Source organism: Neobacillus sp. SRL179 (assembly GCF_984799095.1).
In genome coordinates, this window is sequence record NZ_OZ481792.1 from 1,724,339 (window position 1) to 1,736,988 (window position 12,650).

The 12,650-nt window shown below is 40.2% G+C and carries 10 protein-coding genes and 1 tRNA gene; 6 read left to right on the top strand and 5 right to left on the bottom strand.

The annotated features are described in order from the left end of the window. Positions 1–116: 116 nt before the first annotated feature. Complete coding sequence (locus AC4E8C_RS08565; protein ID WP_490211688.1) at positions 117–878, bottom strand: YheC/YheD family protein; 762 nt, start codon at positions 876–878, stop codon at positions 117–119. A 77-nt stretch (positions 879–955) separates the two neighbouring features. After that, on the bottom strand, positions 956–1,771 hold the full coding sequence (locus tag AC4E8C_RS08570) for a YheC/YheD family protein (RefSeq protein WP_490211689.1): 816 nt from the start codon (positions 1,769–1,771) through the stop codon (positions 956–958). 201 nt (positions 1,772–1,972) lie between these two features. Here AC4E8C_RS08570 and AC4E8C_RS08575 point away from each other — a divergent pair, with 201 nt between their 5' ends. Both AC4E8C_RS08575 and cuyB read left to right on the top strand, forming a co-directional pair. Next, the gene (locus AC4E8C_RS08575) at positions 1,973–3,313 is read left to right on the top strand and encodes a YheC/YheD family endospore coat-associated protein (protein WP_490211690.1); all 1,341 of its coding nucleotides are present in this window, start codon (positions 1,973–1,975) and stop codon (positions 3,311–3,313) included. Between the two features lie 29 nt (positions 3,314–3,342). Further along, entirely contained in the window at positions 3,343–4,044 is a 702-nt protein-coding gene (cuyB, locus tag AC4E8C_RS08580; protein WP_490211691.1) for a cysteate racemase, read from the top strand. A gap of 167 nt (positions 4,045–4,211) precedes the next feature. On the opposite strand, the gene AC4E8C_RS08585 is transcribed toward cuyB, so the two are convergent. Next, positions 4,212–4,285 (bottom strand) — tRNA-Arg (locus tag AC4E8C_RS08585). Positions 4,286–4,347: 62 nt separating this feature from the next. Further along, entirely contained in the window at positions 4,348–5,088 is a 741-nt protein-coding gene (locus tag AC4E8C_RS08590; protein WP_490211692.1) for a YwaF family protein, read from the bottom strand. Between the two features lie 283 nt (positions 5,089–5,371). Between AC4E8C_RS08590 and mutS the strand changes: the two genes are divergently transcribed. Both mutS and mutL read left to right on the top strand, forming a co-directional pair. Then, complete coding sequence (gene mutS, locus AC4E8C_RS08595) at positions 5,372–7,963, top strand: DNA mismatch repair protein MutS (RefSeq protein WP_490211693.1); 2,592 nt, start codon at positions 5,372–5,374, stop codon at positions 7,961–7,963. Positions 7,964–7,975: 12 nt separating this feature from the next. Continuing rightward, positions 7,976–9,883, top strand: coding sequence for a DNA mismatch repair endonuclease MutL (gene mutL / locus AC4E8C_RS08600; RefSeq protein WP_490211694.1), 1,908 nt, complete (start codon positions 7,976–7,978; stop codon positions 9,881–9,883). Between the two features lie 226 nt (positions 9,884–10,109). Here the strand turns inward: mutL and mreBH are convergent, their stop codons facing one another. Continuing rightward, on the bottom strand, positions 10,110–11,117 hold the full coding sequence (gene mreBH, locus AC4E8C_RS08605; protein WP_490211695.1) for a rod-share determining protein MreBH: 1,008 nt from the start codon (positions 11,115–11,117) through the stop codon (positions 10,110–10,112). Positions 11,118–11,422: 305 nt separating this feature from the next. On the opposite strand from mreBH, the gene miaA reads away from it, so the two are divergent. Together miaA and hfq are read left to right on the top strand one after the other, a co-directional pair. Further along, entirely contained in the window at positions 11,423–12,379 is a 957-nt protein-coding gene (gene miaA, locus AC4E8C_RS08610) for a tRNA (adenosine(37)-N6)-dimethylallyltransferase MiaA (RefSeq protein WP_490212505.1), read from the top strand. 26 nt (positions 12,380–12,405) lie between these two features. Beyond that, complete coding sequence (gene hfq / locus AC4E8C_RS08615) at positions 12,406–12,636, top strand: RNA chaperone Hfq (protein ID WP_490211696.1); 231 nt, start codon at positions 12,406–12,408, stop codon at positions 12,634–12,636. Positions 12,637–12,650: the final 14 nt, after the last annotated feature.

The window sequence follows — 12,650 nt, forward strand, 5'->3', positions numbered from 1 at the left end:
AATCTTTGCTGTTAATTCTCCACTTGCTTTATTTTAGGGACTTAACGGACTGCCCCGCCTTTTTGGGTACTGACTCCAGGCATCCAAATGGTCAGTATCATAATGAATTTGTATCATTAGAATTTCTTTTTGCGATTCTTAAGTAAATAATAAACTACTCTCTTATACATTTCCGGATTAAATTTGGCGATTTTTTTTATGGCGGGGAAAGGATTGGCTTCAATGATCCAAATCTGTCCATTTTTATCAACAGCAAGATCAAGTCCCCAAATGGTCTGCTTTTGGAATTGCTTCAATAAAATATCGGAGTAAACCAAAGCAACCCGGTCCATCTCGTCCTGAATGGCTTGTATATTTAAGTCACATACTGATGATTGTTCGAGAGCTTCCTGAATAAGAGATCGTTGTGCCCCGCCGGCTACATTCGTTGTAAGGGAACCAGGTTTAGCCACTTTTGCATATTTAAAAGTTATTTCCCAATCCTTTTCCCCCGCTATCCTTTGGATTAAATAGCGGATATCCATTAATTTTCCATCTATATCAGCTAACTGAATATATTGCTGAATCAGATAAAGCTTGTTTTTCTTTATATTTTCCGCTAAAAAACCCTCTAACTCGGTTTTATGATGAAAATCCTGTTTGGAATGGTCCCATGATACGGAATACAGACCCTCTCCAGATGATTCGACTTTAAGGATTCCTTTGCCCTTCGTCCCTAATGAAGGCTTAACAATGACTGCCTGATGCCGCTCGAGCATATTCCAAAGAACCGATTTATTATAACGCTTGGTTTCGGGAAGATAGGGGGCAAGCTCTTCGTTTTTGATTGCAAACTGATGCTTATGCCATTTACTATTTCTCCTAGGTTTCTTTGTCATTTTTAAACACTTCCTTTAATAAATGAATTTTGAAAGAGATGATTATGTCACTCCTCCTATATCCGCAAATTTACAGGCTAACCAATAAGACCTTGTTTACGCAGTACCGTTTCTGTGTACCTCCTGCTTGTTGCAAAACCCGCTTTTTCATTAAATAGTAGATAGTGCTTAATTCTTTGAAACATTTGAGGCGAAAAGTCTGCCAGTCCATGCAGTACCGGCCGGCTATTGGCTTCAATAACCCAGACTTGTCCTGATTTATCAACACCAAGATCAAAGCCCCAAATGGTATGCTCCGGGTACGATGCCGTCAGACAATGGGTGAAATCATTTGTGACACGATTCATCTCTGAAAGAATGCTTTCTATATTGAGAGTTTGGACAGAGGACTTTTCCAATGCATCCCGGACCATGTATCGTTTAGCCCCTCCGACAACATTTGTTGTGATGTTTCCCTTTTGGGCTATTTTGGCAAATTGATAGGTTATTTCCCACTCCTTAGACCCCACTTCCCGTTGTATCATGTATCGAAAGTCAATTAAACCTCCGTTTGCGTCGGCTAGGTCGATATACTGCTGGATGAGGTAAAGCTTCCTGTTTCTCTGGTTTTTCCTCAAATATCTCTCCAGCTCGTATTTATTTTCAAAATGGTTCCTGTGTTTCCCCGCAGAGACTACATAAAAACCTTCTGAATCACGCGAGATCTTGGTAATTCCTTTTCCTAAAGAACCTCTTGAAGGCTTTATAATAACAGCGGGAAAGTGTTCTAGCATGTTCCATAGTGCAGTTTTAGAGTAGCGCCGGGTTTCAGGCAGGTGCGGGGCCAATTCTTTGCATTTTAAAACAGCAAGGTGCTTATGCCACTTGCTACCCAATAACAACTTTTTAGGCAACGTACTTCACATCCTTTGTGATATCTTGTTTGCAATGTATGAAAGACAGGGGGGGAAGGCTTGTTCTTTTGCCTGTTAATTAGAAAATGGGCAAAAACTCGGGCGATCGCCTTTTGAAAATTTTTAATAAATGGTTTTAATGACCATCTTAGAAGCCTATACATGATTTATTTGGAAGCATAGATTAATTGGAGGCAGGAGATGAAAGAAGGGATGGTAGTGATAAAGGACTTGTTAATTAAAAGTGATAAGTCGAAATCAACAACATTAACTATAAATCGCCAGCACGCTGAGGAATTAAAGCTAGAGGACGGGATGGAACGATTCCTCCATTTTGGCAAGGGGATGTGCGCGGTTAAAATAGTCTGTACGAATAAAATGCCCCTAAACGAATGGCGGTTATCTTCCGATTGCATTACTGCATTAAGGCTGCCTGTAAAAGCAAGATATGAAATCATTGTCAGAGATTCTGCGCTTAGGATAGGTCCGGTAATCGGGATTCTTGCTGCTAGAAAAAAGAGAAGACTTGATAGAAGGATTGGAACATTTAACGCCTATGCACGGCATTATAAGAACGTAAAAGGCTGTTTGATTGTTTTTTCATTGGAAGGTATCAATCAAGAAAATCAAACGGTGGAGGGATATAGGTATAACCCTTTTTCAAAGTCCTGGGTGAAAGGAACTTTCTATATTCCTGATGCTATATTTTCATTGATCGCCCTACCGGCTAGCTACAGGAAGTTTTTTAAACAGAATCTAAAGGTAGGATTTTTCAATGAGAAGAACCTGCATAAATGGCAGGTATATAATCATTTAAGTAGTTTCAATGAAATCAAGCCGTTTCTTCCGAAGACAGTTCTTTACCAGAATCCGGAGCAATTGCTGGATTTTTTAAAGCAACACGGATGTGCTTACGTTAAACCGATAAAGGGATATAAAGGCAAAAATGTTGTAAAGGCCTCGTATGAAAAAAATCTATTAAAAGTTGAAACGGTAAAAAACAATAAGCCTATTACATTGCTTATTCATAATCCCCAGGTCGAGTTTTCAAAAATGTTCAAGACGAATTCATTTATTGTACAGGCCTGTTTAAATCTAAAAATACTCAATGATTGTGTAGCAGACCTTAGGATTCCCATTAATAAAAACCAGGATGGAAACTGGGTGGTGGCCGGTTTCGTGGCAAGGCGGGGGCGAAGCGGCAGCGTCGTCAGCAATCGATCAAGCGGGGGAAGCGTGTTGCCTGGAAGGGAAATGCTGCGGCAGGCATTCTTATTAAATAAGGAAGAATTGGATTCATGGGAGCAGCAAATAAAGAACCTTGCAATAAAAGTTGGTGAAAAACTGGACATGTCAGGGTTACATTTCGGCAGGCTCGCACTAGACTTGGCAATAGATTCAAATAGGCAGTTTTGGATTGTAGAAGTAAATAACCGCCACCCTAACGACGATATTTTTGCTTTAGCCGGTCAACCCGAAGTGACCGAGGAAGTAAAACTAACAAATCTGCTGTATGCAAAGAAAATAGCAGGATTCATTTGATGTTTAGAAGGAATAGGGGGGCAAAAAACATGGGTTTTACATTAGGGATTCTAGGTGGGATGGGGCCAGAAGCAACTATTGAATTGGTTAAGCAGATTATAAAAAAGACCCCGGCTAAAATGGATCAGGATCATATTCCGATTATCATTTTTAATAATCCCAAAATCCCATCTAGAATAGATGCCATTTTAAATGGTGCAGAAAGCCCGTTAAACATGCTTCAGGAATCTGCAAAAGTATTGGAAAATGCAGGCGCAGACTATATACTCATACCTTGCAACACCGCACATTACTGGTTCCAGGAAATAGCTGAAAGCGTGAATATACCGGTTTATAACATGATAAGAGGGACAGTGAGCTATGTTATTCAAACTTATCATTCCAGTAAAATACTTTTATTTGCAACTGAAGCGACAATAAAAGCAGGGATATATGAAAAAGAATTTTCCAGTAAAGGCGTAGACGTCATAGTGCCAAATACAGAAGAACAGAAAGTTATTAATACGGCCATAAAAGATGTGAAGACTGGGTTGCTTTACAATAATCCAAAGATAGCAGAAATAAATACAATTTTAAGGAAATACAAAAAAGAAAATGTTACCGTCGTTCTTGCAGGCTGTACAGAACTTTCTTTGCTTCTTCGCTATTTTGACTCAGAATTTATAAAGGTTGATCCACTGGATATTGCAGCCGAAGAAGCTGTTCGAAGAGCAAAAGAACATGGCGAATAGGTTAATTTAAAGAAGCACTCGAACCGTACTCTAAGAAACGCGAATGTTCTCCCATACTCGCTCTGTGATCCTTCAAATATGAGGGTTAGTATTATTCACTGGGGGAAAGCGCACTAATCTATTCATTTTATATATAAAAAAAACCTTGAATAATCAAGGTTTTTTGATGTCCCAGAAAGGATTCGAACCTTCGACCTACAGTTTAGGAAACTGTTGCTCTATCCTACTGAGCTACTGAGACTTAAAATAGGAACGTTACTAATTATAATAAGTTAATCGAAAAAGGTCAATAAAAAGTTCAAATCATAAATTAGTCTGGGTATTGACCACATTCTTTTTTTTACCAGTTTTATTTCGGAAAATAGACCAAACGATTAAACTTAAAATTATTAATAACCCTTCTAACGATAGAATATACCTCGGGTATGGTCCAAGTACATCCAATAAACTTGCACTTTCTGGCTTATGACTTAAGAACATATAATTACCGCCGACAAGATGATTGATAAACATAATAATCGGCATCAGGACATTCAAAAAGATAAACAATTTTACTACAGACCAAATGGTTGGCCGGTACCCTTTGACCCAGGTGAAATAAAGCGGCACCCAAATGCTCATCAAATGAGTATAAAAGAAATGAAAGAATCGAAAGTGCGGGAAGTCATAGTTTAATAAAGGTGTAAATATAGCTTGTGAAGCCCCAAGTAAGGCCGTAAATAATAATATTTCATAAATAACTTTTTTCTTTGTCAGTAATAATAAGACCGTTAAGATAAGACTGATACTGCACAACTCTAGTGGGATCGCGTGGCTGACATTCCAGCTGCCATTGACTAACATCCAACTATGATAAGTTGTTTCCATTAAAATCAATGAAATAGCTGCCCCGATTTCAATACCTCGCCATTTCTTCGTCTTCATCTTTTCACGGTATAAAAATATAGCAATAACGACGATCAATAAAATGGCAATGATAACAAAATGGCTGACTGAATACATTTCAAAGTCATAATTTTTATTGCTGCGCCCAAACCAATCCATAAATGCACCACCCTTACTTCAATAGTAACACGGTTTTATTAAGGAGTAAGTCGAAAATTAGAATATTTTAAAAATTGTATGTTTCTATGAAATAGAATAAATAACTATCAATTTGCCAAAATTTCATCGGGTGCCTGACACCAACTGTATGTGATATAATAGTTTGTCGAAGTAAATCGAATGAATAGTAGTGGAGGAGCAAGTTTAACGAAGTAACTAGTCGCTAAACAAACTCAACAGCCACAGACAAATCTAATAAATGAAGAATAACGTGGAGGTCATTATGGCTGGTTATACGCCGATGATACAACAATATTTAACCGTTAAGGCAGATTATCAAGATGCCTTTTTATTTTTTCGCTTAGGCGATTTTTATGAAATGTTTTTTGACGATGCAATTAAAGCATCACAAGAATTGGAGATTACACTCACAAGCCGGGAAGGTGGCTCGGAAGATAGAATTCCGATGTGCGGAGTTCCGTATCACGCAGCTGCCAATTATATTGAACAGCTTATTTCAAAAGGCTATAAAGTGGCAATTTGTGAGCAGATGGAAGATCCTAGACAAACAAAAGGGATGGTCAAACGGGAAGTGGTTCAACTCATCACGCCGGGTACCGTTATGGATGGCAAAGGATTAGCCGATAAAGAGAACAACTACTTAGCATCCATAACCAAATTTGATGATCAAACATACGGTTTTGCCTACAATGATATTTCAACTGGTGAAAGCCGGGTTACTTTGCTTTCAAGTAATTTTGATGAAGTACTCAATGAACTGGCCGTTTTAAGTGCAAAAGAGGTTGTTGTCGCCAGCAATTTTGACGGAGAGCTGCAGAAGAAAATGCGCGAACGAGATGTACTCGCCATTTCATTTGAGGATAATAGTTCAATAGAGATGAACTTTTCTCATTTGCTCGAAGGACTTAACCAAGATAAATTGAAACAGACAGTAGCAAGACTTTTTAACTATTTATTCCGGTCGCAAAAACGTAGTCTTGACCATCTTCAGCCGGTGACGACCTATCAAATCCATCAATATATGAAAATTGATTACTATTCCAAACGCAATTTGGAATTAACGGAGACAATCCGTTCTAAAGGGAAAAAAGGCTCCCTATTATGGCTGTTGGATGAAACGAAAACAGCAATGGGGGGCAGGCTGTTAAAACACTGGATCGACAGACCCTTAATTACCCAAAATGACATTGAGTATCGTCATACACTAGTGGATGTGTTAATACATCATTATTTCGAACGGCAGGAGCTTCGGGAAAAATTAAAAGAAGTCTATGATTTAGAGAGATTAGCAGGCCGGGTTGCCTTTGGGAATGTTAACGCCCGCGATTTAGTTCAGTTGAAGCGTTCCTTAATGCAAATCCCATTTTTAAAACAAATCCTTGCGGGCATGCAGAACGAACAAATGAATAAAATTGTCGAGCAGCTGGATCCCTGTGAAGAAGTAACCGATCTATTAGAGCAGGCGATTGTGGAAAATCCACCGCTATCGTTAAAAGAAGGCAATATTATTCGGGATGGCTATCATGACCAATTGGACCAATATCGCGATGCCAGCAGGAATGGGAAGTCCTGGATTGCCCAGCTTGAGCGGGAAGAACGCGAGAAAACTGGGATCAAGTCGTTGAAGGTCGGCTATAATCGTGTCTTTGGCTATTATATCGAGGTTACTCGGGCCAATTTGCACCTGTTAACGGAAGGGCAGTATGAACGGAAGCAGACCTTAACGAATGCAGAACGCTTTATTACACCAGCCTTAAAGGAAAAAGAGGCGTTAATTTTACAAGCGGAAGAAAAATGCGGTGAGCTGGAATATGAGTTGTTTACCGAAATCCGAGAGATCGTAAAAGAACAAATACCGCGTTTGCAAGCTTTGGCTAAAACGGTCAGTGCACTGGATGTCTTGCAGTGCTTTGCTCAAGTCAGTGAAGAGCGCCGTTATGTAAAACCTCAATTTTCGAGGGAACGCCGGGTAGTGATTAAGGATGGACGCCATCCTGTGGTGGAAAAGGTCTTAAACGCCCAGGAATATGTTCCAAATGACTGCATGATGGACAGTGACCGCGAAGTTCTGTTAATCACAGGTCCGAATATGTCGGGTAAAAGTACGTATATGCGGCAAATTGCGTTGATTGCAATCTTAGCGCAAATTGGCTGTTATGTTCCTGCTTCAGAAGCGGTCTTACCCATTTTTGACCAGGTATTTACCCGCATTGGGGCAGCAGATGATCTCATTTCCGGTCAAAGTACGTTTATGGTCGAAATGCTTGAAGCCAAAAATGCGATTACCAATGCCACGCAAAATAGTTTAATCTTGTTTGATGAAATTGGCCGCGGTACTTCCACCTATGACGGAATGGCGCTGGCCCAGGCAATCATTGAATATATTCATGAGCGGATTGGTGCTAAGACGTTATTTTCTACACACTATCATGAACTAACTGTATTGGATGAGGAATTGTCGAAGTTAAAAAATATTCATGTCAGTGCGATTGAACATCAGGGCAAGGTAGTGTTCCTTCATAAAATAAAAGAAGGTCCAGCCGATAAAAGTTATGGAATTCATGTGGCCCAGCTGGCCGAGTTGCCTGCCGAATTAATCCGTCGGGCCAGTGAGATTTTAACTACTCTGGAGCAAACAGACGTCGAACCGACTCCTCAGAAAAAAGCTCCAGTCGTAGTTGAAGAACAACCGGCCCAATTATCTTTCTTTGATGAGCCGGTAGAACCGAAAAAAGTAGAACCCACTGCGAAAGAAAAACGGGTGTTAGAGAAAATAAAAGAGTTAGAGTTATTAGATGTTACACCACTTCAGGCGATTAACCTGCTGTATGAGCTCCAGAAAAAGTTAAAGTAGGGGGTGCCAGATATGGGGAAGATTATTCAATTAGATGACGCCCTGTCTAACAAAATAGCTGCCGGCGAGGTGGTCGAACGGCCCGCCTCTGTTGTAAAAGAACTCGTGGAAAATGCCATTGATGCTGGCAGCACCGTGATTGAAATAGAGGTAGAAGAAGCGGGACTTGCGAAAATCCGCATTACCGATAACGGGTATGGCATTGAGGAAGAAGATGTTTTACTCGCTTTTCAACGCCATGCCACCAGTAAAATCAAGAATGAAAATGATCTATTCCGAATTCGGACACTGGGTTTCCGTGGTGAGGCCCTGCCTAGTATTGCCTCTGTCTCCCGTCTCGAGATGCAGACATCAACTGGCGAAGGTGCGGGAAACAAGATCATTATTGAAGGCGGGAAAGTCGTAACGTTTGAAAAAGCTTCAGCACGACGCGGCACAGATATCACGATTACGGATTTATTTTATAACACTCCCGCCCGCTTAAAGTACATGAAAACCATTCATACCGAACTTGGTAATATTACCGATGTGGTCAACCGGCTCGCTTTGTCACATCCAGAGGTAGCCTTTCGTTTGATCCATAATGAGCGGAAATTGCTTCATACGACTGGAAACGGAGATGTTCGCCAAGTTCTTGCTGCCATCTACGGGCTGGCGATCGCGAAGCAGCTCGTTCCAATATCCGGGACGTCGCTTGATTATACCATCAGCGGATTTGCGTCGATGCCGGAAGTAACAAGGGCCTCCAGAAATTATATTTCAACGATGATTAATGGACGATTTATTAAAAACTACCCATTGGCAAAAGCGATTCAAGAAGGATATCATACGTTGCTTCCAATTGGCCGCTTTCCGATTGTCCTGCTCAATATTCAAATGGATCCATTGTTAGTGGATGTCAATGTCCACCCATCGAAAATGGAGGTCAGAATCAGTAAAGAAGCAGAATTAGATGAACTTGTCACAAATATTATTAAAGAAACGTTTAAATCCAAAATATTAATCCCAACCGCCTATACACAGGTGAAAAAGGAAGAAGCGAAAGAGGAGCAAACGGTGTTAATTCTTGATGAAGGTACACCGGTTACGAATACCCAACAGACTACCAAATGGGAATGGACTGCTGCTCAGCCTATCATGTCTGATTCTAGACCTGTTTCAGCACCGTCATTTGAAAATAGGTTTGTTCAACCTGAAAAAATGGAGGACCAACCTGCCTGGAAAACTAGTCAAATTGCCTACGAGACGAGTAGTACGGAGGACTTTTCAAGTGTGGATGCTTCCCAAGGTAATCCATATAGGGATACGAAGGTTGATCCTGTCGATGAAAGCTCTAGCAGGATTCCGCGTCTTTATCCGATTGGGCAAATGCATGGCACCTATATTTTTGCGCAGAATGAGAATGGCTTATATATTATCGACCAGCATGCCGCCCAAGAACGGCTCAAGTATGAGTACTTTCGGGAAAAAGTAGGACAAGTTTATTCGGAACTGCAGGAAATGCTTGTCCCTTTGACCTTCGAATATTCAACAGATGAATTTGTGAAAATATCGGAAAATTTAAGTGAACTAGAAAAGGTCGGCGTCTTTCTTGAGGAATTTGGCTTAAACAGTTTCATTGTCCGGAATCATCCTCAATGGTTTCCTAAAGGGGAAGAAAAACAAATTATCGAGGATATGATTGAACAGCTTTTATCGATGAAGAAAGTCGATATTAAAAAGCTGCGTGAAGAAGCTGCTATTATGATGAGCTGTAAAGCGTCGATTAAAGCCAATCGCCATTTGCGAAACGATGAAATTCAAGCATTGCTCGATGACTTGCGCAAAGCCTCAGATCCCTTTACTTGTCCGCACGGCAGGCCGATTATCGTCCATTACTCTATTTATGAGATGGAAAAAATGTTTAAACGAGTCATGTAAGTTATTGTGACCGTGGTATAGAAAAAAGAAGGCCTGCGGTCATAAAAAAAGGTAATTGTGACCGCGAAAGAGAAAAAACAAGGCTCACGGTCACAAAAATAGAAAATTGTACCCATGCAAGCGAAAAAACCGAATTACAGTCACAAAAAAACAAAACTTGTCACAAACCAAAGAAGAGGCTGCAGGTTCAAAACCTGCAGCCTCTTCTTATTATATTGCAAACGTCTTATTTCACTGCCGCATGCACCTTGTTCATAAACGCAAGTGCCTGTCCAGTACCTATAACTACGGATTCAAGCGGGTTTGGTGCTTGTTGAACAGGAACGAAGATTTCCTCGCTCAGCCATTGCTCCATTCCATTTAATAAAGCGCCGCCGCCTGTTAAAATAACGCCTCGATCGACAATGTCACCGCTAAGTTCGGCAGGGCAGTCTTCAAGCGTTGCTCTGACAGCTTCTAAAATGTGCAATAGGGCTTCCTTCATGGCAGTACGAATTTCATAGGATGAAAGGGAAATAGTTTTTGGCAAACCTGTCACGAGATCACGTCCACGGACTTCCATGAAAAGTTCTTCATGGTCGACAAGTGCATACCCGATTTCCATTTTAATTTTTTCAGCAGTTCGTTCACCAATCAATACGTTGTATTCTTTCCGAACATATTGAATAATATCGTCATCCAGGCGATCACCGCCAATTTTAATTGAATGGCACGCCACCACTCCGCCAAAAGATATAATCGCAACTTCTGTGCTGCCGCCACCGATATCTACGACCACGTTGGCAACTGGTTCATCCACGGGTAAACCTGCCCCGATAGCCGCTGCTACTGGTTCCTCAATCAAGGCGATTTTCTTAGCGCCGGCATTTCTTACAGCATCTTCAATCGCTCTTCGTTCCACACTATTAGAACCCGATGGAATGCAGACCACCACATTTGGCTTACGAAGGCCAAAACCCATTTTTTTAGCGGCCTTTTTCAACACATATTTTAACATATCAGTGGTCACGTCAAAATCAGCAATCACTCCTTCTTTTAAAGGGCGGATGGCAATGATTTTTTCTGGTGTCTTCCCGACCATTTCTTTTGCTTCGTGACCGACAGCGACAATATTTTTTGTACCTGTATCAATGGCAACTACTGAGGGCTCATTATACGCGATTCCTTTGTTTTTACTATAAACCAATATATTAGCAGTTCCTAGATCAATTCCAATGTCAAAATTCGAAAGCATTTTTTTCACCTTATTCCTCAAGTTTTAATACAACATAACCTACGAATAAGGGTACCATGAATTTGGGGGTGGAAAGCGGTTTGTAAATGAACCGTTATGGTTTTGTAAACTTGCATGAAATAATTACCATCTATGGAAGTGAAATAGAAAAAAATTTACCCCTGATGAGGCGCATAGAAACGGTATTTTTTGTTTATACTAGTTTGATGTTCAACTGCTTTTTAAAAGTGTGGTACGATGTAGGGGTGAAAGTGCATTGGTCATTACTACTTTCACTGAAAATGGGATAAGGCAGTGTGAAAATATTGGATTCAAAACAAAAATTATTGGTCATAATTGGTCCCACCGCAGTTGGGAAAACAAAATTGAGCATTGAGATGGCCAAACGCTATAATGGTGAAATCATTAGCGGCGATTCTATGCAAATTTATCGTGGAATGGATATTGGAACGGCTAAAATAACGACAAATGAAATGGAGGGAATTCCCCATCATTTGATTGATATTAAAGAGCCCTCTGAATCGTTCTCGGTAGCTGAGTTTCAACAGCTTGTCCGTGCAAAAATAAGTGAGATTGCGAAGTCGGGAAAGCTTCCCATTATAGTCGGCGGAACGGGACTATATATACAATCTGTTATTTATGATTATCAATTTTCTGATGTTCCTGGAGATGAGTCGTTTCGGCATCATCTTGAAGAAAGAGTAAAGGAAATAGGTAATGAAGCTCTGTACAAAGAATTAGTCGAGGTCGATCCAAGCAGTGCTGCACACATCCATCCGAATAATGTTCGCAGGGTCATTCGTGCCTTGGAAATATTCCATACGACGGGGAAAACGATGCAAGAAGTTCAATCTACCCAGCAGCCAGATCTTTTGTATCAAACAGCACTTATAGGTTTAACGATGGAAAGAGAAAATCTGTATGAGCGAATTAATCAACGTGTGGATGGTATGATCGAAGAAGGGCTCCTTGCAGAGGTAAAATCCTTATATGATCAAGGGTTACGGGATTGTCAATCGATCCAAGCCATCGGTTACAAAGAAATTTATGACTACTTAGATGGTAAAGTGACAGTCGATGAAGCTGTCGAACATTTAAAACAAAATTCTAGAAGATATGCTAAAAGACAATTAACTTGGTTTCGGAACAAAATGGATGTAAAATGGTTTGATATGACAGATGTGAAGAACTTCGCAAAAAAAATAGCGGAAATTTCACAATATGTTGAAGGAAAGCTTCAAGTAAAATCGAATACATATTAGTAGAGATAAAAGAGGAGGAAATACAAATGAAAACAACCATTAATATTCAAGACCAATTTTTAAACCAGTGCCGTAAGGACAACATGAACGTTACGGTATTCCTTCTAAATGGTTTTCAATTAAGAGGCCAGATCAAGGGCTTTGATAATTTTACCGTTCTTTTTGAATCAGAAGGGAAGCAGCAGTTAGTATTCAAGCATGCGATTTCAACCTTTGCTCCACAACGTAACGTTCAACTTGAATTGGATCAGCAATAAAATACTTTAGTTAA